The 25,849-nt window shown below is 68.7% G+C and carries 21 protein-coding genes and 1 tRNA gene; 7 read left to right on the top strand and 15 right to left on the bottom strand.

Features of this window, described 5'->3' with window-relative positions; all coding sequences use genetic code 11:
• Positions 1-4 precede the first annotated feature (4 nt).
• Positions 5-901 carry a sulfate adenylyltransferase subunit CysD gene (gene cysD / locus D0Z60_RS07805; protein ID WP_118857717.1) on the top strand — a complete coding sequence of 299 codons (897 nt, stop codon included), beginning with the start codon at positions 5-7 and terminating at the stop codon, positions 899-901.
• Entirely contained in the window at positions 898-2,724 is a 1,827-nt protein-coding gene (cysC, locus tag D0Z60_RS07800) for an adenylyl-sulfate kinase (protein WP_118857716.1), read from the top strand. The genes cysD and cysC overlap by 4 nt, the downstream gene beginning before the upstream one ends.
• Before the next feature lie 59 nt (positions 2,725-2,783).
• Here the strand turns inward: cysC and D0Z60_RS07795 are convergent, their stop codons facing one another.
• The 6 genes from D0Z60_RS07795 to otsB all read right to left on the bottom strand — a co-directional run bounded on the left by D0Z60_RS07795 (position 2,784) and on the right by otsB (position 9,478).
• Positions 2,784-3,491: a hemerythrin domain-containing protein gene (locus D0Z60_RS07795; protein WP_162888145.1), complete on the bottom strand. Its 708-nt coding sequence runs from the start codon at positions 3,489-3,491 to the stop codon at positions 2,784-2,786.
• A gap of 92 nt (positions 3,492-3,583) precedes the next feature.
• Positions 3,584-4,804: a zinc-dependent alcohol dehydrogenase gene (locus D0Z60_RS07790; protein WP_118857714.1), complete on the bottom strand. Its 1,221-nt coding sequence runs from the start codon at positions 4,802-4,804 to the stop codon at positions 3,584-3,586.
• Between the two features lie 13 nt (positions 4,805-4,817).
• Entirely contained in the window at positions 4,818-5,477 is a 660-nt protein-coding gene (locus D0Z60_RS07785) for an SRPBCC family protein (RefSeq protein WP_240325582.1), read from the bottom strand.
• Between the two features lie 64 nt (positions 5,478-5,541).
• Positions 5,542-6,963, bottom strand: a complete 1,422-nt coding sequence (gene otsA, locus D0Z60_RS07780; RefSeq protein WP_118857713.1) for an alpha,alpha-trehalose-phosphate synthase (UDP-forming) — start codon at positions 6,961-6,963, stop codon at positions 5,542-5,544.
• Positions 6,960-8,762, bottom strand: coding sequence for a glycoside hydrolase family 15 protein (locus D0Z60_RS07775; protein WP_118857712.1), 1,803 nt, complete (start codon positions 8,760-8,762; stop codon positions 6,960-6,962). The genes otsA and D0Z60_RS07775 overlap by 4 nt, the downstream gene beginning before the upstream one ends.
• Positions 8,759-9,478, bottom strand: a complete 720-nt coding sequence (otsB, locus tag D0Z60_RS07770; RefSeq protein WP_118858498.1) for a trehalose-phosphatase — start codon at positions 9,476-9,478, stop codon at positions 8,759-8,761. The genes D0Z60_RS07775 and otsB overlap by 4 nt, the downstream gene beginning before the upstream one ends.
• A 122-nt stretch (positions 9,479-9,600) precedes the next feature.
• Between otsB and D0Z60_RS07765 the strand changes: the two genes are divergently transcribed.
• Both D0Z60_RS07765 and D0Z60_RS07760 read left to right on the top strand, forming a co-directional pair.
• Complete coding sequence (locus D0Z60_RS07765; protein WP_118858497.1) at positions 9,601-10,659, top strand: glycosyltransferase family 4 protein; 1,059 nt, start codon at positions 9,601-9,603, stop codon at positions 10,657-10,659.
• Between the two features lies 1 nt (position 10,660).
• Entirely contained in the window at positions 10,661-12,850 is a 2,190-nt protein-coding gene (locus D0Z60_RS07760; protein WP_118857711.1) for an amylo-alpha-1,6-glucosidase, read from the top strand.
• A 1-nt stretch (position 12,851) separates the two neighbouring features.
• Here D0Z60_RS07760 and D0Z60_RS07755 read toward each other — a convergent pair whose 3' ends face one another.
• From D0Z60_RS07755 to D0Z60_RS07745, 3 genes are all read right to left on the bottom strand, one after another.
• Positions 12,852-13,055 carry a hypothetical protein gene (locus tag D0Z60_RS07755; protein ID WP_162888144.1) on the bottom strand — a complete coding sequence of 68 codons (204 nt, stop codon included), beginning with the start codon at positions 13,053-13,055 and terminating at the stop codon, positions 12,852-12,854.
• A gap of 114 nt (positions 13,056-13,169) precedes the next feature.
• The gene (locus D0Z60_RS07750; protein WP_240325580.1) at positions 13,170-14,501 is read right to left on the bottom strand and encodes an alkaline phosphatase PhoX; all 1,332 of its coding nucleotides are present in this window, start codon (positions 14,499-14,501) and stop codon (positions 13,170-13,172) included.
• Between the two features lie 58 nt (positions 14,502-14,559).
• Positions 14,560-14,634 (bottom strand) — tRNA-Glu (locus D0Z60_RS07745).
• 156 nt (positions 14,635-14,790) lie between these two features.
• Between D0Z60_RS07745 and D0Z60_RS07740 the strand changes: the two genes are divergently transcribed.
• Positions 14,791-15,648 (top strand): phosphodiesterase, encoded by an 858-nt coding sequence (locus tag D0Z60_RS07740; RefSeq protein WP_118858495.1) that lies wholly within the window; start codon positions 14,791-14,793, stop codon positions 15,646-15,648.
• Positions 15,649-15,657: 9 nt separating this feature from the next.
• Here the strand turns inward: D0Z60_RS07740 and D0Z60_RS07735 are convergent, their stop codons facing one another.
• Together D0Z60_RS07735 and hrpB are read right to left on the bottom strand one after the other, a co-directional pair.
• Complete coding sequence (locus D0Z60_RS07735) at positions 15,658-15,939, bottom strand: ETC complex I subunit (RefSeq protein WP_118857709.1); 282 nt, start codon at positions 15,937-15,939, stop codon at positions 15,658-15,660.
• Positions 15,940-15,970: 31 nt separating this feature from the next.
• Positions 15,971-18,424, bottom strand: coding sequence for an ATP-dependent helicase HrpB (gene hrpB, locus D0Z60_RS07730; protein WP_118857708.1), 2,454 nt, complete (start codon positions 18,422-18,424; stop codon positions 15,971-15,973).
• 79 nt (positions 18,425-18,503) lie between these two features.
• Here hrpB and D0Z60_RS07725 point away from each other — a divergent pair, with 79 nt between their 5' ends.
• Positions 18,504-19,163 (top strand): hypothetical protein, encoded by a 660-nt coding sequence (locus tag D0Z60_RS07725; RefSeq protein WP_118857707.1) that lies wholly within the window; start codon positions 18,504-18,506, stop codon positions 19,161-19,163.
• A 107-nt stretch (positions 19,164-19,270) separates the two neighbouring features.
• On the opposite strand, the gene D0Z60_RS12015 is transcribed toward D0Z60_RS07725, so the two are convergent.
• The 3 genes from D0Z60_RS12015 to D0Z60_RS07710 all read right to left on the bottom strand — a co-directional run bounded on the left by D0Z60_RS12015 (position 19,271) and on the right by D0Z60_RS07710 (position 22,424).
• Positions 19,271-20,128, bottom strand: coding sequence for an outer membrane protein (locus D0Z60_RS12015; RefSeq protein ID WP_162888143.1), 858 nt, complete (start codon positions 20,126-20,128; stop codon positions 19,271-19,273).
• Positions 20,129-20,388: 260 nt separating this feature from the next.
• The gene (gnd, locus tag D0Z60_RS07715; RefSeq protein WP_118857705.1) at positions 20,389-21,363 is read right to left on the bottom strand and encodes a phosphogluconate dehydrogenase (NAD(+)-dependent, decarboxylating); all 975 of its coding nucleotides are present in this window, start codon (positions 21,361-21,363) and stop codon (positions 20,389-20,391) included.
• A gap of 47 nt (positions 21,364-21,410) precedes the next feature.
• Positions 21,411-22,424 carry a polyprenyl synthetase family protein gene (locus D0Z60_RS07710; protein ID WP_118857704.1) on the bottom strand — a complete coding sequence of 338 codons (1,014 nt, stop codon included), beginning with the start codon at positions 22,422-22,424 and terminating at the stop codon, positions 21,411-21,413.
• A gap of 122 nt (positions 22,425-22,546) precedes the next feature.
• Here D0Z60_RS07710 and D0Z60_RS07705 point away from each other — a divergent pair, with 122 nt between their 5' ends.
• Positions 22,547-24,487, top strand: a complete 1,941-nt coding sequence (locus D0Z60_RS07705) for an ATP-binding protein (protein ID WP_118857703.1) — start codon at positions 22,547-22,549, stop codon at positions 24,485-24,487.
• Here D0Z60_RS07705 and D0Z60_RS07700 read toward each other — a convergent pair.
• Positions 24,484-25,791: a sensor histidine kinase gene (locus D0Z60_RS07700; protein WP_118858494.1), complete on the bottom strand. Its 1,308-nt coding sequence runs from the start codon at positions 25,789-25,791 to the stop codon at positions 24,484-24,486. The two genes, D0Z60_RS07705 and D0Z60_RS07700, sit on opposite strands and share 4 nt — an antisense overlap.
• Positions 25,792-25,849: the final 58 nt, after the last annotated feature.

Raw genomic sequence — 25,849 nt, 5'->3', positions numbered from 1 at the left:
GGCCATGGCCCTCGCCACGCTCGACCGGCTCGAGGCCGAGGCGATCCACATCATCCGCGAGGTGGCGGCCGAATGCGCGGCGCCGGTGATGCTCTATTCGATCGGCAAGGACAGCTCGGTCATGCTGCACCTGGCGCAAAAGGCGTTCGCCCCCGCGCAGCCGCCGTTCCCTTTGCTGCACGTCGACACGACCTGGAAATTCAGGGACATGTACGCGCTGCGCGACCGCGCCGTCGCGGCCAGCGGGATGCAGCTCATCGTCCACCGCAATCCCGAGGCGGTGGCGCGCGGCATCAACCCGTTCGATCACGGCCCGCTCCACACCGACATGTGGAAGACCGAAGGCTTGAAGCAGGCCCTCGGTGCCGGCGGCTTCGACGCGGCGTTCGGCGGCGCCCGCCGTGACGAGGAGAAGAGCCGCGCCAAGGAGCGAATCCTCTCGGTCCGCTCCGCCGCCCACGGCTGGGACCCGCGCCGCCAGCGGCCCGAATTGTGGAACTGCTACAACGCCCGCCTGTCGCCCGGCGAGAGCCTGCGCGTCTTCCCCTTGTCCAACTGGACCGAGCTCGACGTGTGGACCTACATCCAGCGCGAAAACATCGCCGTCGTGCCGCTCTATTTCGCCGCCCCGCGCCCGACGGTGGTGCGCGACGGGGTCATCCTGATGGTCGACGACGACCGCTTCCGCCTCGCCGACGGCGAACAGGTCGAGACCCGCACGGTCCGCTTCCGCACCCTTGGCTGCTATCCCTTGAGCGGCGCGCTCGAAAGCGACGCGACCACGCTTGATGCGATCATCGCCGAGATGCGCGCCAGCCGCTCCTCCGAACGCCAGGGCCGGGCCATCGACCACGACAGCGCCGGCTCGATGGAACGCAAGAAACGGGAGGGCTACTTTTGACCGACCTGCTGCGCTTCATCACCTGCGGCAGCGTCGACGACGGCAAGTCGACCCTGATCGGCCGGCTGCTGCACGATCTCGGCCAGCTCGCCGACGACCAGCTCGACGCGCTCGACAGCGACAGCCGGGCCCACGGCACGCGCGGCGCCGAGCGCGATTTCGCGCTTCTGTTCGACGGCCTCACCGCCGAGCGCGAACAGGGCATCACGATCGACGTCGCTTACCGCTTCTTCTCGAGCGACAAGCGCGCCTTCATCGTCGCCGACTGCCCGGGGCATGAGCAATATACCCGCAACATGGTGACCGGCGCCTCGACCGCCGACCTCGCCGTGATCCTGCTCGACGCGACCCGCGGCGTGCTCACCCAGACCCGCCGCCACGCCTTCCTCTGCCACCTGCTCGGCATCCGCCGCTTCATCCTCGCGGTGACCAAGATGGACCTCGCCGGTTTTGCGCAGGATGAGTTCGACCGCCACGTCGCCGACTTCACCGCATTCGCCGCGACCCTCGGCCTCGGCGAGGTCACCGCCATCCCGGTGTCGGGCGTCGGCGGGGACAATGTCGCCAGACGTTCGGCGGCCATGCCGTGGTACGCCGGCCCGACCCTCGCCGAGCAGCTCGACACTGTCACGGTCGACTCCGCGACCGGCGGCCCGCTGCTGCTCCCCGTGCAGGGTGCCATCCGACCGGACCGCAGCTTCCGCGGGGTCACCGGCCTCATCGCCGGCGGCAGCCTTGCGCCCGGCGATGCGGTGCGAATCCTGCCCGGCGACGTGCGTACCACCGTCGCGCAAGTGCTGATCGGCGCCGCGCCGGTCGACGCCGCTACCGCCGGCCAGTCGGTCATTTTGACCTTCGCCGACGAGGTCGATTGCACGCGCGGCGACGTGATCGTTGCCGCCAACGATCCGCCGGCCGTCGCCGACCAGTTCGAAGCGACCCTGGTGTGGATGGATTCGGACGCTTTGCTTCCCGGCCGGGGCTATTGGCTCAAGCTGGGCACCCAGAGCGTGTCGGCGACCGTCCAGCCGCCCAAGTATCGAATCGACGTCAACAGCCTCGACCAGCTTGCCGCGCGCACGCTCGAATTGAACGAGATCGGAGTCGCCGAAGTCTATACCGACCGTCCGATCGTCTTCACGCCCTACGCCGACAACCGCACGCTCGGCGGCTTCATCCTGATCGACAAGCTGACCAACGCGACGGTCGCCGCGGGCATGATCCACTTCGCGCTTCGCCGCTCTTCCAACCTGCACTGGCAGGCGCTCGATATCAGCCGCGAGGCGCATGCCCGAATCAAGGGTCAGCGGCCGCGCATCCTGTGGTTCACCGGCCTTTCCGGCGCGGGCAAGTCGACCATCGCCAACCTCGTCGAAAAGAAGCTCCACGCCCTCGGCCGACACACCTTCCTGCTCGACGGCGACAACATCCGCCACGGCCTCAACCGCGATCTCGGCTTCACCGAGGCCGACCGCATCGAGAATATCCGCCGCATCGGCGAGGTCGCGCGGCTGATGGCCGACGCCGGCCTCATCGTGCTTACCGCCTTCATCTCGCCGTTCCGCGCCGAGCGCGAGCTGGTGCGCGGGCTGTGCGCGCCCGGCGAGTTCGTCGAGATCCACATCGACACCCCGCTCGCCGAGGCCGAGGCGCGCGATCCCAAGGGCCTCTACGCCAAGGCCCGCGCCGGCGAGCTCGCCAATTTCACCGGCATCGACAGCCCCTACGAAGCGCCCGACGCCCCCGAACTCCGCATCGACACCAGCGCCATGAGTGCCGAGCAGGCGGCGCAGGCGATCGTCGACTTCATCGAACGCGGATAAGCAAAAGGGCCGGCGACCGAGGCCGCCGACCCTTTGCCGGAAACGCGTCCAAACGGCGCTTACGCCATCTTGAAGCCTTCCTTGTTGACCAGCATCGTGATGTGCGCGTTCTGCTCGTCGGTGAGGCCTTCCTTCAGCCGCGGGAACACCTCTTCCTCTTCCATCTTGGCGTGACGCGAGATCATGTCGCGGAACTCGCGCACCTTGGGCAGGAAGTCGGGCGAGCCCTTCTCCATCTCGTTCAATTCGAACAGGAAGGTCTTCACATAGCCGTGCTCGCCTTCGAGCAAATCGGCGTCGTGCGTGTCGTTGGCGGCGCGCAGCGCGGGATAGACCACATGCTCTTCCTCATGCGCATGCTTGTCGAGCGCATGGGTCAGCTTCTTGATCATCATCGCCCGCTTGACCGTCTGGCTATCGTCGGTCGCCAGGATCTTGTCGAACAGCGCCAGCGTCGCCTCATGCTCGGCGGCGAGCATGTCGTCCCAGTCGCCCGCCGCGGCCGACATGCCCTGCATCGCCAGCTTGCGGCCGAGGTTGGCGGCAATCGCGATCGCCGCACCGGCCGCAGCGGCGCCGAGCCAGCCGCCCTTGAAGTCGAACGCGCTCTTCTCGCTCGAACTCTTCGAACGATTGCTCTCGCCGCCGTTGGAATTGCTCTTCGCGCTCGTCTGGCGCGCGGTCGTCTTTGCGCGGGTCGTGCTGCCGCTGCTGCGCTTGGCGCCGCTGCTGCTCGAACGGCGGCGGGTTGTCGTGGTCGTGGCCATCATACTCTCCTCGTGGATACGCGATGTGCCCACCCAACGGGGACGGGACGGACCCGTTCCTGTTGCGAGGGATTCTTAGCTGCGCTGGCGGCTCACGCCGCGACCGGTTCCTCCAGCACCTTTTCGACCGTGCCCTTCGCCATCTCGGGCTTGAGCACGATCTTGGTGTAGTCGTTCTGCTCGTCGTGCCAGTGGCGGTACATCTCGGCCGCGTCCTCTAGGCTGGCGCGGTGCGAGATGAGGAAGGTGGTGTCGAGCTTGCCCTCCTCGATCATCGCCAGCAGCGGCCTGGTGAACTTCTGCACATGGGTCTGGCCCTGCTTCACGGTCAGGCCCTTCTCCATCATCTGACCGAGCGGGAACTTGTCCGCGAACCCGCCATAGACGCCCGGGATCGACACCCGTCCGCCCTTGCGGCACGCCAGGATCGCCTGGCGCAGCGCGTGCGGCCGCTCGGTGCCCAGGAACAGGTGCGCCTTCACCGTGTCGACCAGATTGTCGACGCTCATCCCGTGGCTTTCCATGCCGACGCAATCGATCACCGCGTCCGGGCCGATCCCGCCGGTCATCTCGTCGAGCGCCTCGCGCACGTTGACGTCCTCGTAATTGAACACCTCCGCGCCGAGCTTCTTCGCCAGCGCCAGCCGCGTCGGATAATGGTCGATCGCGATGACCCGCTCGGCGCCGAGGATCAGCGCCGACTGGATCGCGAACAGCCCGACCGGCCCGCAGCCCCACACCGCCACCGTGTCGCCCGGCTCGATGTCGGCATTGACCGCCGCCTGCCAGCCGGTCGGCAGGATGTCCGACAGGAACAGCACCTCCTCGTCCGCGAGATGGTTCGGCACGACGATCGGCCCGACATCGCTGTACGGCACGCGCACATATTCCGCCTGACCCCCGGCATAGCCGCCGGTCAAATGCGCATAGCCGAAGGCGCCGCCCATCGGGTGGCCCATCAGCAGGTCCGACGCGTCCGACGTCTCGGCCGGGTTGCTGTTGTCGCACGCGCTGTACTGCTGCTTGGTGCAGAAGAAGCAATTGCCGCAGCTGATGGTGAACGGCACCACCACCCGCTGCCCCTTCTTGAGCGTCGACTTCGCGCCGACCTCGACCACTTCGCCCATGAATTCATGGCCCAGCACGTCGCCGGCGCGCAGCGTCGGGATGTAATGGTCGTAGAGGTGCAAGTCCGACCCGCAGATCGCGGTCGAGGTGATCTTCAAAATCGCGTCGCGCGGGTTGACGATCTCGGGGTCGGGCACGGTCTCGACCCGAACGTCGTGGCGGCCCTGCCAGGTCAGCGCTCTCATCGTTGCTCGCTCCTCAAATGCGCGGTTCGGTCGGGCTGTCCGACGCCCGGCCGCTGGGCGAGGCATTGGTCGTCACCTCGCCGGTTTCCATCAACTGCTTGAAGCGCCTCAGGTCGCGCCGCGCCTGGATCGCCGGCTCGCGCTGCAGCAGCTTGGCGATCCCGCGGCCGATCGCGCCGGCCGGCGGCTCGTAGCTCAGCACCAGGCTGACATAGGTCCCGCGCCCGGCCGGAGCATCGCTGAAGCGGACCTTGCCGGCATTGATGATGTCGCTGTCCGGCTCGCTCTGCCAGCTGATCTCCTCGCCCGGTACCCGCCGAGTGATGCGGTTTTTCAGCTTCACTTCCTGCCCCGCCGGCGCAGTGATTTGCCAGCTGCTGACGTCGCCCTCGACCGAGACGCTTTCGACATTCTCCATGAACTCGGGGAAGCGCTCGAAGCGCGACCAAACGTCGTACAATTCCTGCTTCGGCCGGGCGATCAGCACGCTCGTCCCGACCACCGGCCGCTCGCCGTCGCCGGCGCTGTCCTTGGTCCAATTGGGCGCGTCGCTCTCGATCGTATAGCGCTCTTTGCTGCTGCGGCGGAAGAACAGGGACGCGGCGCCGGCCACCGCGGCCGCGGCGCCAAGCGCGATCGCAGCGCGCGGCGAGGCTTTGGGATCGTTGGCCACTTCGTCCTCCAATCAGTGAGACGAAGCCCCAACCGCGCACCCGCCAACCCGTTCCCGCGTGCCGTCAGCTTTCCGCCGAAGCGCTCTCCACGCCCGCCGCGCCGCGCATATCGCTGCCGGTCAGCGCGTCGATGAAGCTCTTGCGCCACCAGTGCACGTCCTCGCTGCGCACCCCGGCCGCGAGCCGCTCCCAGCGCCGCCGCCGCTCGTCCAGCGGCATGTTGAGCGCCTCGCGGATGCGGTCGCTGATCTCGTCGCGGCTATAGGGATTGACCAGCACCGCATCGCGCATCTGTTCCGCCGCGCCGGCGAATTGCGACAATATCAGCACGCCCGGATCGGCCGGGTCCTGGGCCGCGACGAATTCCTTGGCGACGAGGTTCATCCCGTCGCGCAGCGGAGTCACCAGCGCCGCGTCGGCCGCGCGGAACAAGCCCGCCAGCCCGCCGCGCGGATAGCCCTGGTTGACGTAGCGGATCGGCACCCAGTCGACATGCGCGAACTCGCCGTTGATCCGCCCCGACAATTCGTCGAGCTCCTCGCGGATGTGCGCATAGGTGTGCACCTCACCGCGCGACGGCGGCGCGATCTGCAGCAGGTAGACCTTGTGCAGCCAGTCGGGATGCTCCTCCAGGAACCGGCGATAGCCGTTGAAGCGCTCGGCCAGCCCCTTGGAATAATCGAGCCGGTCGACCCCGATGATCGACTTGCGCCCCTGTGCGCTGCGTTTCAGCGTGTCGAACGCCACCCGCGCGTCGTCGGTCTCGAGCAGCGCGTCATATTCGCCGGCATCGATCCCGATCGGAAAAGCGCCGGCGCGCACCCGCCGTTCGCCGACCCGGATCGTCCCGTCCGGCTCGATCGTCGCGCCCAGCTCGCGCTCGACATAATGGTGGAAGCTTTCGAGCCATTCCGCGGTCTGGAACCCGATCACGTCATAGGCGAGCATCGATTGCACCAGCCGCCGATGATAAGGCAGCGCGGTGATCAGCCGGTGCGGCGGCCACGGAATGTGCAGGAAGAACCCGATCTTGTTCTTGACGCCCTTGCTGCGCAATTGCTGGCCGAGCGGGATCAGATGATAATCCTGGACCCACACCAGGTCGCCGTCCTCGACCAGCGGCGCGACGGTCGCCGCGAACCGCTCGTTGACCCGCTCGTATCCCGATCCGAACTGGCGATCGAACTCGGCCAGATCGATCCGGTAATGGAATAGTGGCCACAGCGTCCGGTTGGCGTAGCCGTTGTAGTATTCGTCGACGTCCTGCTCTTCCAGGTCGACCGTCGCGGTGGTCACGCCGTCGACCACTTGGGTCGCGATTTCGCCGCTGAATTCATCGACCGCATTGCCCGACCAGCCGAACCAGATGCCGTTGGTTTCGCGCAGCGCCGAGCTCAGCGCCACCGCCAACCCGCCCTGCGAGGCGCGGTCGGCGCGCGCCTTTGGCGCGCTCACCCGGTTGGAAATGATGATCAGCCGACTCACCGCACAGAACTCCACGGGCGCGAGAGCAGCCCCGCGCAATTGATCAAACCCACCAGCGAATAGGTTTGCGGGTAATTCCCCCAAAGTTCACCGGTCTGAAAGTCGGTATCCTCGCTCAGCAGGCCGGCCCGGGTCAGCCGCTCGAGCATCCGCTGGTAAAGCTCGCGCGCTTCCGCCGTACGGCCGGTCAGGTGGAGCGCCTCGATCAGCCAGAAGGTGCAGAAATTGAACGCCGTCACCGGCAGCCCGAAATCGTCCTCGGTGGCATAACGGAGCATATGCTCGCCGCGCCGAAGCCCGCGCTCGACCGCGTCGAGCGTGCGCGTGAAGCGCGGGTCGTCGGGTTTCAGGAACTGCAGGTCGAGCATCTGCAGCAGGCTGGCATCGACATCGTCGCCGCCGAACGTCGCCCCGAACCGTCCCTCGTCCTCGACCCATGCCGCGCGCTCGATAGTCGCGCGCAGCCGGTCCGCACTGTCCGCCCAATATTCCGCCCGCTCGCCCATGCCGAGTTCGCGCGCGATCTTGGCCAGCCGGTCGCACGCCGCCCAGCACATCACCGAGCTGTAGGTGTGGACATTGTTCTTGGTGCGCAATTCCCACAGGCCCGCGTCGGGCTCGTCGAAGCTCTCCAGCGCGCGCATGCCGACCTGCTCGAGCTCGGCGAAATCCTGCTCATTCGCCATTCGGTAGAGGCGGTGATCGAAGAACGCCTGCGCGCTCGACAGGACGATCTGGCCGTACACGTCGTGCTGGGTCTGGACGTAAGCGGCATTGCCGACCCGTACCGGCCCGTGATCGCGATAACCGCGCAGGCCCTCGGCGGCGCGTTCCTCGAGCCGCGCCTCGCCACTCACCGAATAGAGCGGCTGCAGCCGCCCGTCCTCGGCCCCGTCGATCAAATTGCGCAAATAGGTGAGGTAGTTTTCCAGCACGTCGAGCGCGCCGAGCCGGTTGAGCGCCTGGACGGTGTAATAGGCGTCGCGGATCCAGCAGTAGCGATAGTCCCAGTTGCGCTCCGACCCGTCATGCTCGGGGATCGAGGTGGTCAGCGCCGCGACGATTGCCCCGGTCTCCTCGTGCTGGCACAATTTCAGCGTGATCGCGCAGCGAATGACCACGCGCTGCCATTCGAGCGGGATCGCCAGCCCGCGCACCCACTGCCGCCAGTGGGCGCGGGTCTGGTGAAGCATCCGCGCCGCCTCCTGCTCGACATTGCCGACGAAGGGCTCGTCGGGGCCGAGGAAAAAGTGCAGCGCGCGCTCGGCGCGAAAGCTTCGTCCGTCGAGCACCCGCCCGACCGGCGCATCGGTGCTCAGCCGAAGCGGCTGCGGCTCCAGCAAATAGCGTACGTGGTTGGTGCCGCTGGTCCGCTCGGCGTCGGCGCTGCCCCAGTCGGTCGCCGGGTTGAGCTTGACCCGGATTCGAGGGTTGCCCGCCACCGGCCGGACGATTCGAATGAACGCCACCGGCCGGTACATCCGCCCGCTGCGCTCGAAGCGCGGGCAAAAATCGATCACCTCGATCGCACCGCCGCGCTCGTCGGTCATCCGGGTCAGCAGGATCGGCGTGTTCTTAAGGTAGGTCGCGCGCGATTCGATCATGTCGTCGAGCTCGATGCGCCATTCGCCGGCGGCCGCGGCGGTCTCCTGCGCCCCGTCGCGGTCCGGTCCGAGCAGCGAGCAGAACAAAGGATCGCCGTCGACCTGCGGCTGACATCCCCACACCAGTCCCCCGCGCTCGTCGGCCAGCGCGCTGACCTGGCAATTGCCGATCGGCCACAGTTCGAGGTTGGTCATGCCGCCAGCCACTCGCGCACCGCTGTCACATCGGGCAAGCGATAGCGCGCCGCGGTCGGTCGTTCCGGCCCGACCAGCACGCTCGCTCCGCCCAGTGCATTGACCGCCGCGAAGGCATCCTCGTCGGTGATGTCGTCGCCCAGCATCAGCGGCCGGCCGCGGTCGAACGGCGGCTCATCCATGAACAAGCGCACGACGTCGCCCTTGGTCCGGCCCGGAAGGCGAAGCTCGCGCACCATCGATCCCTTCTGGACGGCGAGCCCGTGGCGCTCGGCGACCTGGGCCGCGAAGCTGTCGACCGCCGGCTCGAGCTCGGGCCGCTGGCGAAAGTGGAGCGCGACCCCGAACGGCTTGGCCTCGACCGTCAACGCCTGCTCCAGCGCGAACTCATTGGCTTCCAGCGTGGCCGCCAGCACCGCTTCCGACGCCGCGCTCGAATCCGTCCGTCCGTCGGCGGTCCTGCGCTCGGCGCCGTGGGACCCGGCCATCGGCAGCGTCGGCAGGTCGAGCCGCCGCGCCAGGTCGGCCAGCGCGCGTCCGCTGACCACTGCGATCCGGCCGTCGAGCCGCTCGTCGAGCGCTTTCAACAGCCCGCGCAGGCGGTCGCATACGTCGATTGCCTCGGGCGTATCGGCGAACTCGACCAGCGTCCCATCGAGATCGAGGAACAGGCTTGCTTCGTAGAGCAATTCGGGCGGCGGGAAGGGGAGGGTCATTCGCCGCTGCATCGCTCGGCATACGGCAAAGGTTCCGTAGAATGTGACATGGGCGGAACGGTCGCCTCTAACAATTGTTGAGTCCACTGTTGGCCGCTGGGGCCGGGGAGAGTCGACTGATGTTGCGTATCGCGCAGATTGCGCCGCTTGCCGAGGCCGTTCCGCCCAAGCTTTACGGTGGCACCGAACGGGTCATCTGGTGGCTGACCGAGGAGCTGGTCGAGCTCGGCCACGACGTCACCCTCTACGCCAGCGGCGACAGCGAGACCTCGGCGCGCCTCGTGCCCTGCTCCGAACAGGGTCTGCGGCTGGCTGGGATTGACAATCATCTGGCCTATACGCTGGCAATGGTCGACCGCGTGCTGGCCGAGGCCGATCGCTACGATATCCTGCATTTCCACGTCGATTTCGTGCACTTTCCGCTGTTCCGGCACCTTGCCGGCCATTGCTTCACCACCCTCCACGGGCGGCTCGACCTGCCCGACTTCCGGCCCGGTTTCACGGCCTTCCCGGAAATGCAACTGGTCAGCATCTCCGACGACCAGCGCCGGCCGGTCGCCGACGCCAATTTCGCCGCGACCATTCATCATGGCCTGCCCGAGACGCTCATTCCGGCCGGCCCGGGCGGCGACTATCTTGCCTTTCTCGGCCGCATCTCCCCCGAAAAGCGCCCCGACCGCGCGATCGAGATCGCCCGGCGCACCGGCCTTCCGCTCAAGCTCGCGGCCAAGGTCGACAATGCCGACCGCGCTTATTTCGAGGAGAAGATCAAGCCGCTGCTCGACGATCCGCTGGTCGAGTTCGTCGGCGAGATCAACGATTCGCAGAAGCCCGCATTCCTCGGCAACGCCCGCGCCTTGCTGTTCCCGATCGACTGGCCCGAGCCGTTCGGCCTCGTCATGATCGAGGCGATGGCCGCCGGCACCCCGACCATCGCCTGGCGCAGCGGCTCCACCCCCGAAGTCATCGACCACGGCCGCAGCGGGTATCTGGTTACCAGCATCGAGGAGGCCGTGCAGGCCGTCCAGGAAACCACTGCACTGTCCAGAGTCGGCGTCCGCAACTGCTTCGAACAGCGCTTCACCGCCCGCCGCATGGCGCTCGACTACGTCGCCCTCTTCGAAGACGCCCTGCAACGCGAAGGGGGGCGCACTCGGCCGCCGTTCCTGCTAGCCGGCTAGCATGAACGAACCCGTCGGATTGCCCCAGCCCGACCCGGCACCGCCCGAGACCTACCATATCGAAGCGACCGAGTCGCTCGTCGAGCGCACGCTTCGATCGCTCAAGCACAACGATCTGTTCGCGATCTTCGACCAGCAGGGCAATTTCGCCGGCGGCGCCGACGGCCCTGACGGACTGTTCTACAAGGACACCCGCTTCCTCTCGGAAATGACGCTCAAGCTCGCCGGCGCCGAACCGCTGCAGCTCGGTTCGGTGGTACTCGACGACAATGGCGCGATGGTCGTCGACCTCACTAACGCCGATCTCCACACCCCCGGCGGCCGCCCCTGGCTCCAGCGCGAAACCGTCCACCTCTCGCGCTTCAAGTTCCTCAGCGACAACAGCAGCTACGAGCGGCTCCGGATCCACGCCTATAGCGTGATCGGCCGCCCGGTACCGGTGACCCTGACCTTCGACGCCGACTTCGCCGATCTGTTCGAAGTCCGCGGCAACCGCCGCCCGGCGCGGGGTGAGCGCGTGATCGAACGGATCTCGGACTCGGCGATCGAATACCGCTACACCGGCCTCGACAGCATCGAGCGGCGCACCGCGATCCACTTCGACCCGCCGCCCAGCGAGCTCGACGACCATCGCGCCACCTGGCTGGTCGATCTCGACGAGATGCCGTCGCAGAGCATCGCGATCCGCACCTGCTGCTCGATCGACAGCGGCCGGACCGAGCCGCGCGCCGCCGCCCCGGCGTTCCGCACCATGCGCTCGGGCAAGGCCAGGGCGCAGCGCCACCGCACGACTATCGAAAGCAGCAACCCGCAGTTCGACGCGCTCATCGCCCGCGCCTGGTCGGACATCGACATGCTGGTCACTGACACGCCGCACGGGCCGTACCCCTACGCCGGGGTGCCCTGGTACAGCACGGTGTTCGGGCGCGACGGGATCATCACCGCGCTCGAGATGCTGTGGTGCGCGCCCTATCTCGCGCGCGGCGTGCTGACCACGCTCGCGGCCCTCCAGGCGACGGAGCTCGATCCGGTCGCCGACGCCCAGCCCGGCAAGATCCTCCACGAGATGCGCGGCGGCGAGATGGCTGGCCTCGGCGAGGTCCCGTTCGGACGCTACTACGGCTCGGTCGACTCCACCCCGCTGTTCGTGATGCTCGCCGCCGACTATGCCGACCGCACCGGCGATCTCGACACCATCCGCGCGATCTGGCCCAACGTCCTCGCCGCGCTCGCCTGGATGGACGATTATGGCGACACCGATGGCGACGGCTTCATCGAATACGCCCGGATGACCGACAAGGGTCTCGCCAACCAGGGCTGGAAGGACAGCAGCGACAGCATCTTTCACGCCGACGGCCGGCTCGCCCAGGGGCCGATCGCGCTGTGCGAGGTCCAGGCCTATGCCTTCGCTGCCAAGCGCGGCGCGAGCCGGCTGGCGCGGCGGCTCGGCGACAACGACAAGGCGCGCGAGCTCGAGCGCCAGTCGAAGGAATTGCGCGGCCGCTTCGAGCGCGCCTTCTGGATCGAGGAGCTGGCGACCTACGCGCTCGCGCTCGATGGCGACAAGCGCCCGTGCATGGTGCTGTCGTCGAACGCCGGCCACTGCCTCTTCGCCGGGATCGCCAGCCCGGAGCGCGCCGTCCGCGCCGCCCGCACGTTGACCGGCCCGCGCTTCTTTTCAGGCTGGGGGCTGCGCACCATCGCCACCGGCGAAGCGCGTTACAATCCGATGTCCTATCACAACGGCTCGATCTGGCCGCACGACAATGCCGTCATCGCGCTGGGCCTCGCCCGCTACGGCCAGCAGGACGGCGTGCGCGCGATCTTCGAAGGCATTTTCGAGTCCGCTACCTATGACGAATTCCGCCGCCTGCCGGAACTGTTCTGCGGCTTTGCCCGCCATCGCCGCCGCGGCCCGACCTCCTATCCGGTCGCTTGCTCGCCCCAGGCATGGGCGGCCGCCGCGCCGTTCGCGCTCCTCGCCGCCACCATTGGCCTCAGGATCGACCATGACGAGGCGGAGCTTCGCCTCGACCGGCCGACGCTACCGGCCTTCCTCGACGGCCTCGTCATCCGCAATCTCGAGTTCGGCGGTTCGAAGATCGACCTTCAGCTCGCGCGCGCCGGCGACGACGTCACCGCCGCCGTGCTCGCGCGCAGCGGCCCGGCGCGGGTCACGATCAGCAAATAGCTTAGAGGGTGGGCCCAGCCAGCCGGTCGAGCTGATAGGCCTTGGTCCGCACCGCCTCCTGGGTGCGGCCGAGCTCGGCTGCGATCTCGCGGATCGGCCGGCGGCGCGCCATCAGCTCGCACAAGCGGTCGATGTCGTCGGCGGTCCACGGCGCGCGGTTGCGCTCGACCGGACGGCCGATCAACGGCCGCAGTTGCGGAAACATCACGGGCTCGTCCGACGCCGGCCCCAACGCAGATACCATCGTCACGCAGCTATACCTCTCGCTCGTTCATCCAAGCGCAAGAAACCGGCGTTGGTTCCGGGCTTTGCGATTGACTTAAGTTAGCCTGCCCAGCCGGGCGAACGGACCGCTGATCGCGAAGGTCCGGGTCGGGCGGTAGGCGTTGACGAACATCGTCCGGCCGTCGGGCGCGAAGCAGATGCCGGCAAGCTCGGTCGCCATGCGCAGCCGGGCGAACGCATAGGCGCTGCCGTCGGGGCGGATCCCGCGCAGATGGTTGTCGACATGCGCTCCGGGCTGGTCCTCGCACACGATGAGGTCGCCGTTGGGCGCCATGTCGAGGTTGTCGCCGTAGTAGAATTGGCTCTGGCGCTCGGACTCGAAGAACAGGTCGAGCAGGCCCGGCTGCTCGGCTTCGCGGAGCGTTCCCTCGAACCGCGACGGCCGATAGCGCATCACCTGCCCGAGCTTGGCAGCGCCGCCCGAGGTGCAGGTGAAGTACATTTCCCCGCGGCCCATGATGATGCCTTCGCCGCGGGCGAAGCGGCAGGCGCCGCGTGCCGCGCCGCGCAGCCGCAAATCGTCGTCGGGGCTGTCGATCCCGTCAAGGTCGATCCAGCTCGCCCGGAACGGTGTGCGCTGGCGCATCTCCTGCCGGCCACGATTGCGGGTTTCGGAGGGACCGTCGCGCAGCACCAGCGCCTGAAGCCGCCCCGGCTCGCGCAGCCGCCCCGGCCGCGAGGGCAGGAAGCGGTAGAACAGGCTGTCGTCGCGATCCTCGGTCAGATAGACGATACCGGTCGCCGGATCGACCACCGCGGCTTCGTGGTTGAAGCGCCCGAGGCCGGTCAACGGCACCGGTTCGGCGAGCCCCTTGAGGTCGGCCGGGACCTCGAACACCCAGCCGTGATCGCGGCCGATCGGCCCGCCGGCGCGGGTCACGTCCTCCTCGCAGGTCAGCCAGCTGCGCCACGGGGTCACTCCGCCCGAGCAATTGCGGATCGTGCCCGCGAGCGAGCGATATTGCGAGACGATCCGCCCGCTCACCGGATCGTAGACCAGCGTCGTCGTCCCGCCGGGCAGCGCGCCGCCGCGCGCATACCGATCGAACCCGCCGCTTCGAATCGTGCTGTCCGCCGCCTTCAGTTCGTGGTTGCGGACCAGGATCACCGTCCTGCCCGGCCCGGCGAACGCGCCCATGCCGTCGGCCCGGTCGGGGACCGGCTCCCCGTCGTCCATCGGCTCGCCGAGGCTCGAGATGATGCTGTAGGAAAAGCCGTCGGGCAGGTCGAGCAGCCCGGCCGGGTCGGGCCGAAGCGTGCCCCCAACCGGCAACGGGCGATGGCTGCACGCCGCGGCGGCCAGGCCGGCCAGCGCGGCGGCGACCAGCGACCGGCTGGCGTCGCGGCGGGTCAGGGAAAGGCTCAAGGGGTCACACTCGCACGATCAACGCTCGCGTCGGCGCTAGGTGCCAAGTGTGACAGGCTGGTGACCCCTACGGGAATCGAACCCGTGTTTTCGCCGTGAGAGGGCGACGTCCTGACCGCTAGACGAAGGGGCCGCGTTGGGCGCGGGGCATATGAGCGAGGCGCCGGGCCTAGTCAACGCCCGCGCGCGCATGGTTGACGGATGCGCGCCCGATGGTGGAAAGGGCAAGGGCCGCGGCGCGACGCGGCTTCCGGGGGGGAACGGACTTGCTCTGGCTTCGGGCGCGCGGATGCTGATCGCCCAAATCACCGACCTCCACATCGGCTTCGATCGCAACAATCCGCACGAAATCAACGTGCGCCGGCTGAACATGGTGATCGACGAGCTCAACGATCGCGCGCCCCGGCCCGACGTGCTGCTGGTTACCGGCGACCTCGTCGAGAATGGCGACGACGCGCGCGCCTATCGCCACATGGAAAGCCTGGTGAAGCGCTGGCAGGGACCGCTCTTGTGGGCAGTCGGCAATCACGACGATCGCGCCAATTTCCGCGCCGTCCTGCCGGAAGTCGAGACCGACGAGCACGGCTTCATCCAGTACGATACCGATGTTGGCGCACTTCGCTTCCTGGTCCTCGACACGCTCGATCCCGGCCGCCACGGCGGGATGGTGTGCGAGACCCGCGGCAAATGGCTCCGCGCCCGGCTGCGCGAGCGCAAGGACGTGCCGACCGTCGTCGTGCTTCATCATCCGCCGGTCGACACCGGAATCGCCTGGATGAGCGCGCTGCCGTGCGAGCAGTGGGTCCAGCGGCTCGAAGCGATCCTCAAGCCGGCCAAGCAGGTCGTCGCGCTGATCAGCGGCCACGTCCACCGCCCGATCGCGAGCTATTTCGCCGGCAAGCCCCTGGTCGTCGCCGCCTCGACCGCGCCGCAGGTGGCGCTCGACCTTGACGATGTTGACCCGCTCCATCCCGACGGCCGCGCGCTGATCATCGCCGACGCGCCGGCCTACGCGCTCCATTATTGGGACGGCGTGACGCTGCTCACACATTTCGAGATCGCCGGCCCGCGCAACGTCATCGCCAGCTACAACAGCAACATCCAGCCGATGATGAGCGCCTTCCTCAAGGAACGCGGCACCGGCTAGGGCGCCGGCCTAGCGGAAATTGTCGGCGTAGGCCTGCAGCTTGAGCTTGACCGGCGGCGCCGGGACGAGGTGCACCTCGAGCCCCTTCTTCTCGGCGAACGCCACCGCTTCCTCGCGCGTGTCGAACACCAGCCGCACCTGCGTCTTGGTGTCGCCCGATCCCGCCCAGCCGGTCAGCGGGTCGGGCCGCTGGCCCTCGGTGCGCTCGAACTCCAGCGTCCAGCGCCCGGCGCGGGCCTTGCCCGACTGGGTCGTCTTGCGCTGTTCCTCGATGATCCGGGCCGTCGCCATGGCCCGCATCTGGCTCGCCCGCCGCAACAAATCAAGCGCCGCGCGCAGCTCGTCGGTCGGCGTTCTTGGTGCGCAGCGTGGCGCCGGTGCCGGCCGGGTCGTCGGGCCACGGATGCTTCGGGTAGCGCCCGCGCATTTCCTTCGCGACATCCTTCCAATTGCCCGCCCAGAAGGCCGGCAGGTCGCGCGTGGTCTGGATCGGCCGGTGCGCCGGGCTGGTGATCGCCAGTGTCAGCGGCACCCGCCCGCCGCCGACCGTCGGATGCTCGGTCAGCCCGAACAGCGCCTGTGCCCGCACCTCGACCGCCGGCCCGCCGGGCGCCTCATAATCGATCGCGTGCGACGATCCGGCCGGCGAGTGGAAGTGGCTTGGCGCAAGCCGGTCGATAGCGCGCGTCGCGTCATAACCGAGCAGGCCCTCGAGCGCGGCGGCCAACTTGGCAGGCGAAAGCGCCAGGTCGCGGCGGCCGGCAAGCAACGGCGTTAGCCATTCCTCCGCGCGCTCGAGCAGTGTCTGGTCGCCCAGATCGGCGATGGCCGGCTCGTGGGTCCGGGCAAAGCCTGCCCGGGCGCGCAGCGCGGCCGCCGGCCCGCACCACGGCAAGATGCCCAGGCCGTGACGCCGCACTGCGTCAAGCAGTCCCGCTTCGATCGCGTCCTGGTCGGGCTTGGGGTCGGGCGCCGACGTCAGCTCGATCGCCCCCATCCGCCGCCCCCGCGTCGCGCCGATCCGTCCGCTCGCCGGGTCGAAGCGCACGTTGCGAAAAGTCTCGATGCGCTCGGCGAACAGCTCCTCCACCGCGGCAAAGTCGATCGCCGCGCCGCTCAGGATCCGCGCGCCCGACGCCGCTCCCGCGACTTCCGCCACAGCCAGCCATTCGCTCCTCGCCAGCGGACTTGCCGGGTCGAGCCGGAAGCCGCGCCCGCCGGCCGACTGCCACGTCTCGCCCGATCCGTCGCGCCGCCGCGCCAGGCGGTCGGGAAAGGCGAGGGCAACGCACTGCGCCAGTTCCGCCGCGCCGCCGCTCGCCGAGCCGCCGGCCCAGCGCCGCGCCATCCGCCGCGCCGCCTCGGCCCGCGGGCCTCGCTCGGACTGCCAGCGCCGGTAGCGCACTTCGAGGTCGGGATCGTTGCCGCCCAGCCCGCGCTCGGTCAGCAGCGCCGCCACCGCCGCGGCGGCCCCCGCCATCGCGCGCTCGCCGGCGACGATCATCATGTGCGCCAGCCGCGGCTCGAGCGGCCAGCGCGCGATCTCGCGCCCGTGCGTGGTCAGCGCGCCGTCGGCGTCCAGCGCCCCAAGCCCGGCCAGCCGCCGCCGCGCCGACTCCAGCGACGCCGGCGGCGGCCGGTCGAGCAGCGGCAGCCGCGCCGGATCGGCCTCGCCCCACAGCAGGGACGTCAGCACCAGTGCCGACAAATCGGCCTCGAGGATTTCCGGCGGGTCGTGCGCCGGCAGTGCCGCGTCGGCTGCCTGCTCCCACAATCGGATCGCCACTCCCGGCGCCTCGCGCGCGGCGCGGCCGGCGCGCTGGTCGGCGGCGGCGCGGCTGGCGCGCTCGGTCACCAGCCGCGTCAGCCCCGCCCCGCGATCGTAGCGCGGCCGCCGCGCCAGCCCCCTGTCGACCACGATGCGCACCCCGCTCAGCGTCACGCTGGTCTCGGCGATGCTCGTCGCCAGCACCAGCTTGCGCGTCCCCGCCGGCGGGGCCGCGAGCGCCGCCCGCTGCGCCGCCGGCTCGATCCCGCCGTGCAGCCGGTGAAGTTCGATCCCCGGCGGCAGGGTCCCCAGCGCGTCGCTCGTCCGCTCGATCTCCGCCACTCCCGGCAGGAAGGCGAGCAGCGACCCGTCGTGCTCCGCCAGCGCCCGGCGGACTTCCAGCGCCACCTGCGCCTCGATGCGCAGCGCAGGATCCTTGCCGGCGTAAATGATTTCGAGCGGGAAAGACTTGCCGGCGCTTTCAATCAGCGGCGGGTTGTCCAGCAACCGGGCGAACCGGGCCGTGTCCAGCGTCGCCGACATCGCCACGATGCGCAGGTCGGGGCGAAGCGCGGCGGCGGCGTCGAGCGCCAGCGCCAGGCCAAGATCGCTGTCGAGCCCGCGCTCGTGCACCTCGTCGAACAGCAGGGCGCTGACCCCGGCCAGCTCGGGATCGGCCTGGATTCGCGCCAGGAACACGCCGTGGGTCATGACGATGATCCGGGTCGCCGCGCTCGTCCGGCTGTCGAGCCTTGTCTGGTAGCCGATCGTTGCGCCCGGCGCCTGGCCCGCCTCGCGCGCCATATGTTCGGCCGCGGAGCGCGCGGCGAGGCGGCGCGGGACGAGCAGCAGGATCTGACCCGCGCACCATTGTTCACCGAGCAGCGCCGGCGCGACCCGGGTCGTCTTGCCCGCGCCCGGCGGGGCGGCGAGCAGCGCGCGGGTGCCGCCGCGAAGCGCCCCACGCAGCGCGTCGATCACCGTGTCGATCGGCAGCTCAGCGCGCATCCTGGTCGTTCACCACCTCGTTGCCGCCTGCGCAATCGCGCATCGGCTTCGCGCGCTCGTTGCACTATACGGGCTGCGGATGAAGCATTTCTTCGATTCCGACCTGTGCGCGTTCAACGCCCGTCGAGTGTCCGCGGACGCGGCGATCGTCGACGAATTCCTGCCCGTGGCGGCCGATCCCGAAGGCTCGGGCCTCGATGCCGTCACGCCGGGCTGGAACAGCGACATCCAGTGGCTGTCGGCGACGACGCCCGAGCGCTTCGCGCTGTTCGAGGACGCGTTCCGCCGTCTCGGCGTGCCGGAGCTGGTGTCGGATGTGATCGACGTCGACCGGCAGGTCCGGCTCTACTGCGGCTCGCTGGTCGTGCGCAGCCGCTGCGCCGAACCCTATTTCCATTGCGACTGGCGCAAGTCGAACAATCAGGCCTTCACCTTTTTGACGCCGGTCAGCGGCGCGCACGAGCAGTTCGGGCTGCTCTATTATGACGCCCAGGGCGCGGTCCGCCATTATCCCTATCGCCGCGGCGAGGGCATCTTGTTCGGCGACTGGTTCTCGCACGCCACGGCGCCGGGCCAGTCGGACGGGCCGGTCGCCTTGCTGTGCTTCGAATTCGGCTCCGACCGGATGGCGGACTGGCCCGAGGTCTACCATCAGATGAAGGGCCGGGCGCGCCTGCTGCGCCGCGCCGACGGCGAGTTCGTCACCACCGAGGCGGGCCTCGCGCCGCATCATTACTGAATTCTCAGGCCATAAGAAAAGGCCGGCCACCCGAAGGTGACCGGCCCGATCTTTGCTCAAGCCGAGGGCAGGTCCCCCGCAAAGTCGCAACTTTGCGGGGGTAACCCTTAGCCGCGCTCCGGCTCCGGCGGCGGCGGGGGAGGCGGCGGCGGAGGCGGGCACGCCTCGGTCGCCAGGATCACCGAACCGTCCGGGCAGGTCTGGGTCGCCGGCGGCGGGGGCGGCGGCGGCGGGGGAGGCGGCGGCGGCGGGGGCGGCGGGGGAGCCGCTTCCGGAGCGCCGAAGTTGAAGATCAGGCTGGCCAGCAGCGAGTGCGAGCGCAGCTTGCCCTCGTTGGCGAAGCTGACGATCCCGTTGCCGGTGTCGAAGCTGTCCTCGAACTCCAGCTTGCCGGTCTGGAAGTAACGATACTTCGCACCGATATCGATGTTCGGCGACAGCGCGTAGCGCAGGCCGGCGATCAGCTGCCAGGCCCAGGCGCTGTCCTTGTCGCCGAGCATCTTGACGCGGGCGCGGCCGAGACCGGCGCCGGCATAGAAGCTCAGGCCGTCCTGGTTGCCGAAGTCGACCAGGCCGTTGGCCATCAGCGACGTGATCTTGGCGCGACCGTCGACATCGGCGTCCTCGAGATCCTCGGGGTCGAGGTCGAGGAAGTCGATGAAGTCCGGATCGACCTCGACGTCGTCGGCCTTGATGTTCTTGTACGCGAACTCGCCTTCGAGGCGGAACATGCCGAAGTCGTAGCCGGCGATGATGTCGCCGTCGAAGCCACGCTTGAAGTCGACTTCGAACACGTCGTCGTCGCTGAACACGTCGCCGTCAAAATCGGCGTCGAAGTCGAAATCGGCATCGGCGTCGAGGACGAAACCGCCTTCGATGCCGACGTAACCCGATCCGTCGCGGGCCATTGCCGGGCTCGCCGCGATGGCGGAGGCGGCAACAGCAGCCAGAAGATACTTTTTCATGAATTGCTCCAATGTGATTGGTGCGGCGGTAACACCCGGAAAAGCCGGAAGTGCCGCCGCCTTCTACATCGCGCCGGAAACCGTTGCAATCATGCCACAGTCGACTCTCGCCTCGAGCTCAATGCCCGGGGAAATTTTCGCTGTCCGATCAGAAGCTTGCGCGTTTCGAGCAGGCCTCCAGGGCGCTTTCCAAAAATGCTGCAACTGCGAAAAAAACTTCCGCCGCCGGTTTCCGTCGCTCTGGCCAACCCGCGATCCGCTTATTGCGGAACCTCGACATGCCCGCCGAACCCGAACCGCATCGCGCTCAGCAACTGGTCGGCATAGCTCTCCTCGACCCGGCTTCGGTAGCGCGCGAACAGCGACGCCGCGAGCACGTCGACCGGAACCGCCTCCTCCATCGCCGCGTCGACCGTCCAGCGTCCCTCGCCGCTATCGGCCACCCTCCCCGAGAATTTCGACAGGCTCTGGTCTTCGGCCAGCGCGATCGAGATGAGGTCGAGCAGCCACGACGAGATCACGCTGCCCCGCCGCCACACCTCGGCGATGTCGCTGAGATTGAGGTCATAGCTGGTGTCGAGCTCGGCCTTGGCCCGCTGGCGCAGCACGTCGAACCCCTCGGCATAGGCCTGCATCATGCCGTACTCGATGCCGTTGTGGACCATCTTGGTGAAGTGGCCCGATCCCGCCGGCCCGCAGTGGACATAGCCCTGCTCGGCCTTCCACTCGCCCGGATTGCGCGGGCGGTGCGTGCGCGGAACGGTTCCGAGTCCCGGCGCCAGCGCGGCGAACAGCGGGTCGAGGTGTGCGACCGCTTCCTCCGGCCCGCCGATCATCATGCAATAGCCGCGCTCGAGGCCCCACACCCCGCCCGACACGCCGACATCGACGAAATGGATGTTGCGCTCCGCCAAAAATCGCGAGCGCTCGAGGTCGTGCTTCCAGAAGCTGTTGCCGCCGTCGATGACGATGTCGCCGGGCCTGGCCACCTCGGCCACTTCGCGCATCACCGCGTCGGTCACCGCGCCGGCCGGAAGCATCAGCCAGTAGATCGCGGTCGTCTCGAGCTTCCCGGCCGCTTCGGCCACCGAAGCCGCCCCCTCGGCCCCTTCGCCGGCGAGCCCGGCAACCGCCGCCGGATCGCGGTCGAACGCGACCACCTGATGGCCCGCCTTCATCAGCCGCCGCGCCATATTGCCGCCCATCCGGCCCAGTCCGAGCATCGCCAGCTTCATGCCTTGGTCTCCTTACAGGCGGCCAACGCGGCGCGCGCGCCAGTCGTTCAATAGCGCCGGGCGACGGCGAATTCGGCGGCTTCGGTCATCGCCGCCTTGGCCCGGCCGGCGGGGAAGGGGGCGAGCGCGTCGATCGCTCGGCGCGCATAAAGCCGCGCCCGCTCCATCGTGTCGTCAAGCGCACCGCTCGAATGGATCAGCCGGGTCGCCAACGCCAGATCGTCGTCGGACGCGCGCTCTCCGGCCATCGCCGCGGCCCAGAACGCCCGATCCTCGGCCGATCCGCGCGCCACCGCCAGGATCACCGGCAGCGTCATCTTGCCGTCGCGGAAATCGTCGCCGCGACCCTTGCCCATGGTCGCGCTGTCGCTGGCATAATCGAGCGCGTCGTCGACCAGCTGGAACGCGATCCCCAAATTGCGCCCGAATGTCTCGAGCGAATCCTCGGCCGCTTCGCCGGCCTCGGCCACCACCGGCGCGATCCGGCACGCCGCGGCGAACAGCTCGGCGGTCTTGGCGTTGATGATCGCGAGATAATGGTCCTCGCTGGTCTCGACCCGCCGCTGCGCGGTCAATTGGTCAACCTCGCCCTCGGCGATCACCGCGCTCGCATGGCTCAGGATCTTGAGCACCTTCAAACTGCCGTCCTCGACCATCAGCTCGAAGGCGCGCGAGAACAGGAAATCGCCGACCAGCACGCTGGCCGAATTGCCCCAGATCAAATTGGCCGCGCGCTTGCCGCGCCGCGTCGCCGATCCGTCCACCACGTCGTCGTGCAGCAGGGTCGCGGTGTGGATGAACTCGACCGCCGCCGCCAGCTTGTGGTGCCGAGCGCCGGGGTAATCGAGCAGCGCCGCGCTCGCCAGCGTCAGCATCGGCCGCATCCGCTTGCCGCCGCCGGCGATGAGGTGGCCGGCGAGCTCCGGGATCATCGCCACCTTGGACTGCATCCGCTCGAGGATAACCGCATTGACCGCGTTCATGCCGCTCGCGGTGAGCGCGATGATCGGCTCGAGCCCCGGCGCGGAAGGGCGGCCGAGTGGATGGACGGTGGCGCTCATTCGGCGCCGGCCCTAGCCGCTTGCGCGCGCCTTGTTAAGCAGGTGTCAAACCGCCCCGACTTCGCTATGCGCTGTCGTTCGGGTGGGGCGGCAAGTTGGCGGGATCAACGCGGTCGGCATGGATGTTCGCAGCAGCGGCAATCGTCCCGCTGTTGCTGTTTTTCATCTTTCAAACCGGCTTTACCGCGCGCGAGCAGCGCCGCTCGGTCGAACTCCAGGCCCTCGCCAAGAGCGAGTCCGTGCTGCTCAGGGTCGATGCAATCGCCAGCCGGGTCACCGCGGCGATGGATGCGGCGGCGACCCTGCCCCTGCTCCAGGAACGCCGCACCGCCGAAGCGCTGGCGCGCGTGCGTGAGCTCGGCCGGCTCAGCAAATCGTGGAGTGCGGTTCAACTGCTCGACCGCACCGGTGCCGTCGTCGCCGCCGACGGCCCCCAGCCCAATCGCATCGAGCGCATCGAACCGTTCGCGCCGCGCGCGCGTCCGCGCCACGTCGGCTATGCCTGGGGCGAGCGCTGTCCGTGCATCGTGTTCGAGCGCAACGCTCTTGGCGAACCGGGCTCGATCCTGCGCTTCTTCCTTCCCAATGCGGAATTCTCCGCGCAATTGCCCGCCACCACCTCGACCTATCCGGTCAGCGCGATCGTCGGGCCGAAAGGCCGCTTCATCGCGCGCAGCGTCGCCGGTGCGGAGCGCTTCGGGACACTATCGTCGACCTATGTCCGTGGGGCGATTTCGAGCGATCGGCCCAGCGGCCTGTATCGTGGGGTGACCCTCGAAGGGTTCGAGAATTACAGCGCCTTCACGCGCTCGGCCCAGACCGGCTGGTCGGCGCATATTGCGATGGGCACCGATTATATCGACGCGCCGCGCAGGAACTTCCTCGGCTCGATCGGCCTTGCTGCGCTACTGTCGGTCGCGCTTGCCGGCGCCTTGCTGTTGTTCGCCATCCGGCAATTGCGCGAATCGCGGCAGATGGCGGAATCCGCGCAGCAGTCGCACCGGCTCGAGGCGCTCGGCCAGCTGACCGGCGGGATCGCGCACGATTTCAACAATCTGCTGACACCGATTGTCGGCGCGCTCGATTATCTGAAGACACGCGGCGGGCTCGACGAGCGCGCCCAAAGGATCGCCGGCGGCGCGCTGCTGTCGGCCAATCGCGCCAGTCGCCTGACCGCCCAATTGCTCGCCTTCTCGCGCCGCCAGAAGCTTGCCATCGACTGCGTCCCGCTCGCCCAGTCGATCGAGGATTTGCGCCCGATCCTCGAGCAGACCATCGGCACTGATCACCGGCTCGAGATCGCCCTGCCGGCGGACGTCGGCGGAGTGCGCACCGACGCGCACCAGCTCGAGCTCGCGATCCTCAACCTCGTCATCAACGCCCGCGACGCCAGTCCCGCGGGAAGCGTGATCGCGCTGGAAGTCGAAGCTTTCACCGAGTTGACGGCGATCCGCATCCGCGACAGCGGCAGCGGGATGAGCGACGCGGTCCGCGCCCGCGCGTTCGAGCCGTTCTTCACCACCAAGGAGCCAGGCCGCGGCACCGGCCTCGGCCTGGCGCAGGTGTTCGCGCTGATGAGACAGTCTCACGGCACGGTCGAGATCGACAGCGCGCCGGGCAAGGGGACCGCCATCACCCTTCGCCTGCCGCGCTGCGAACTGCCCGAAACGCCGGCCAGCGACGGCGGCCCAACCGTGCGCGCACCGAGCCGCGTCCTGCGCCTGCTGGTGGTCGACGACGATCACGCGGTCCGCGCGTCGGTCGCGCGAAGCCTCGAGGACGAGGGCCATTCGGTCGACGCGGTCGCCGACGGCCGCGTCGCCATCGCCGCCGTGACCCACTGCGACTACGATCTCCTATTGGTCGATTTCGCCATGCCGGTGATGGACGGCGCCGCCACCATCCGCGAAATCCGCGCCTTCAAGCCCGGTCAGCGCTTCCTGATGATTACCGGGTTCGCCGACAGCGAAGCGATCGACAGCAGCTGCCCGGACGTGCCCGTGCTGCGCAAGCCGTTCACCATGGCCGAGCTCGCCGAGCGCGTGCGCGACCTCACCGCCTAGGCGACCGGCAAGGAGAGCCGGACCAGCAGCCCGCCGAGATCCTCGCTCTCTTCCAGCGCAACCGACCCGCCGTAAATCTCCGCCACGTCGCGCACGATCGCGAGGCCCAGGCCGGTGCCCGGCTTGCCGGTCGTGTCGAGCCGAGCGCCGCGGTCAAACAGCAGTCCGCGCTGCTCGGCCGGAATGCCCGGCCCGTCGTCCTCGACCAGGATCGCGACCGTCGCCTCGCCCTCGGCCTCGACCGTCACGAACACCCGCCCGCCGCCATATTTGGCGGCATTCTCGATGAGGTTGCCGAGCATTTCGTCGAGGTCCTGCCGCTCGACCCGCGCCGACAGCGCCTTGTCGCCGGCGATGTCGACCGTCGTCTCGGGGTAGAGCCGGGTGACCGCCCGCTCGACCGCTTCCAAACTGTCCCACACCACCGCCCGCGCCTGGACCGACGCGCGGCGGCCGATCGCCCGTGCCCGCGCTAGATGATGGTCGACCTGGCGGCGCATGGTCGTCGCCTCGCGGCACACCGTATCGGCGAGGTCGGGCGAGCGCGCGGTCGCGGCGTTGGTGATCACCGTCAACGGAGTCTTCAGCGCATGCGCCAGATTGCCGGCGTGCCGCCGCGCCTCCTCCGCCTGCGCCTCGCCGTGCGCGAGCAGCTCGTTGATCTCGTGGACCAGCGGATAGACTTCGCTCGGGAAGTCCTCGCTGATCCGCCGCTGCCGGCCCGAGCGGATGGCGATGACCTCGCTGCGCACCCGCCTGAGCGGCCACAGCCCGTAAAACGCCTGCAGCGCGGCCAGCACCAGCAGGCCCAGCCCGAGCGCGGCGAAGCTCCAGAACAAGGTGCTCCGCAAATTGCGGATCTGGCGGTCGATGATCTCGCGCGACTGCGCCACCTGAAACCGCCAGCGCACCTCCGATCCGGGCAGGATCACGTCGCGCTCGGCGACCCGGATCGGTTCGTCGGCGAATTCCAGGCTGTCGTAGCGGTGGACCTTGACGTCGTTGTGCGGCGCGACCCTGAGCCGCCGGTCCCACAGCGACCGCGATGGAAAAGCGTCGGCGCCCGCGCCCGACACCTGGAAATAGACCCCCGAATAGGGCTCGAGGAAGCGCTGGTCGGCCGGCGGCCGGTTGAACCTGACCTCGCCGTCCGGCCCGATCTCCGACGCCGCGATCATCGCGTTCAGGACATATTCGATCTGCTGGTCGAAATTCTCGACCACCGTCGCGCGCAGCACGCGGTCGAGCGCGAAGCCGCCGCCAAGCAACAGCACGCCGATCCACAGCGCGGCAATGCCGATGATCCGCCGGGTCAGCGAGGAGCGGCCGGGCCGCTGCAATTCGGCCGCCTGAGGTCCGGCC

Source organism: Sphingomonas mesophila (assembly GCF_003499275.1).
GTDB lineage: Bacteria > Pseudomonadota > Alphaproteobacteria > Sphingomonadales > Sphingomonadaceae > Sphingomicrobium > Sphingomicrobium mesophilum.
The sequence above is the reverse complement of the archived record's forward strand: the minus strand, read 5'-3'. Positions and strand labels throughout refer to the sequence as shown.